Source organism: Methylobacterium aquaticum (assembly GCF_001043915.1).
Classification (GTDB): domain Bacteria; phylum Pseudomonadota; class Alphaproteobacteria; order Rhizobiales; family Beijerinckiaceae; genus Methylobacterium; species Methylobacterium aquaticum.
This window is the reverse complement of the sequence record NZ_LABX01000434.1, coordinates 1-1,425: the sequence shown is the minus strand read 5'-3', so window position 1 is coordinate 1,425 and position 1,425 is coordinate 1. Positions and strand designations below refer to the sequence as shown.

At 77.3% G+C, this 1,425-nt stretch carries 1 protein-coding gene; it reads right to left on the bottom strand.

Annotation, left to right across the window (positions count from 1 at the left end):
- Nucleotides 1–1,425: condensation domain-containing protein (locus VP06_RS33035; protein ID WP_048468061.1), on the bottom strand; the 1,425-nt coding region annotated here is incomplete at both ends.

Here is a 1,425-nt window from a genome sequence, read left to right as displayed (position 1 = left end):
GCGCTCGCGCTCGGCGGCGGCGCGGGCGTCGAGGCGGGCGTCGAGGTCGGGCTCGGGGAGGGTTTGGTCGCGCCAGTCCTCGCTCGTGACCGGCAGGGCGGGGTTGCGGAGGACGACCTGGAGGGCGCCGCCCGGGACGGTGCCGGGCAGGTTGGCGCGCAGGATGGCGGAGCGCAGGACGGGGTGGCGGGCGCTGACGGCGGCCCAGGCTTCGACCAGGCGGTCGGGGTCGAGGCCCGAGGCGGTGACGGCGACCTGGTTGAGGTAGAGGCCGCGCGCCTCGGGGCTGGTCTCGGCGTCGAGGGCGTGGAACAGGATGCCCTGCTGCATCGGGGTGAGCGGGTAGAGGTCGTCGACCTCGGCCCAGTCCAGCCCCAGCCCGTCCAGGTCCGCTTGGGCCAAGGCCGCCAGCGGCACGTCGGAGGGCGTCAGCCCCGCCGCGCCGTCCAGGCAATGCGCCGTCAGCGCCCGCAAGGCGTCGCCGTAGGCGGCGGACAGCCGCGCGATCGTGGCGCGGTCGTAGCGCAGGCGCGAGGTGCTGAACGCGACCTGCAGGCAGCCGTCCCGCACGCCCGCGTTGATGGTGAGCGCCCGCCCGAGCGGCGCGTCGCCGGACCGGGTCGGTCCGGCGCTTTCCGGGGCGAGGGCGACCGGGGCGGCGGCGCCGAGGCTGGCATCGAAGCGGCCGAGATAGTTGAAGCTGAGCTGCGGCGCCGGCAGGGCCGCCAGCGTCGCGCGCACGTGGTCCGGGCCGTGGGCGGCCAGCACCCCGAAGCCGAGGCCGCGGCGCGGCACCTGGCGCAGCGCCTCCTTGACCCCCTTGATCAGCGCGGCGTCGTCGTCGCGTGGCCCGCCCGGCAGACGGACCGGGAAGGCGCTGGTGAGCCAGCCGACGGTGCGCGACAGGTCGAGGGCGGGCCCAAGATCCAGCTCGGCCTCGGCCTCGGCGAGGCTTTCGCGGCCATGGCCTTCGAGTTCCAGCAGCAGGCCGGCGCCGGCGTGCTCGCCGGCCGCCTCGCGCCACTGCGCCACGGCGCGGACCAGGCCGGCGAGCAGGAGGTCGTTGACCTGGGTGCGGTAGGCCGCCCCGGCCCGGCCGAGCAGGGCGGCGGTGGTGTCGGCGTCGAGCACCAGCACCTCCTCGACGCCGGTGGCGACGGTCTCGGCGACGGTGTCAGGCTGCGCCGGCGCGGCGCCCGGCAGCCTCGCGGCGGCGGCGTCGTCCAGGCCGCGCCAATGGTCGAGCTCGGCCGCGAGCGCGCGCGATCCGGCGCAGGCGAGGAGCCGGCGGGCCCAGGATCCCGGCGGGGTGGCGGGCGGCAGGATGACGGGCTCGCCGCGGGCGATATGGTCGCAGGCGGTGGCGAGGTCGTCGATCAGGATGCGCCAGGACACGCCGGCGGCGGCGAGATGGTGGATGGGGGG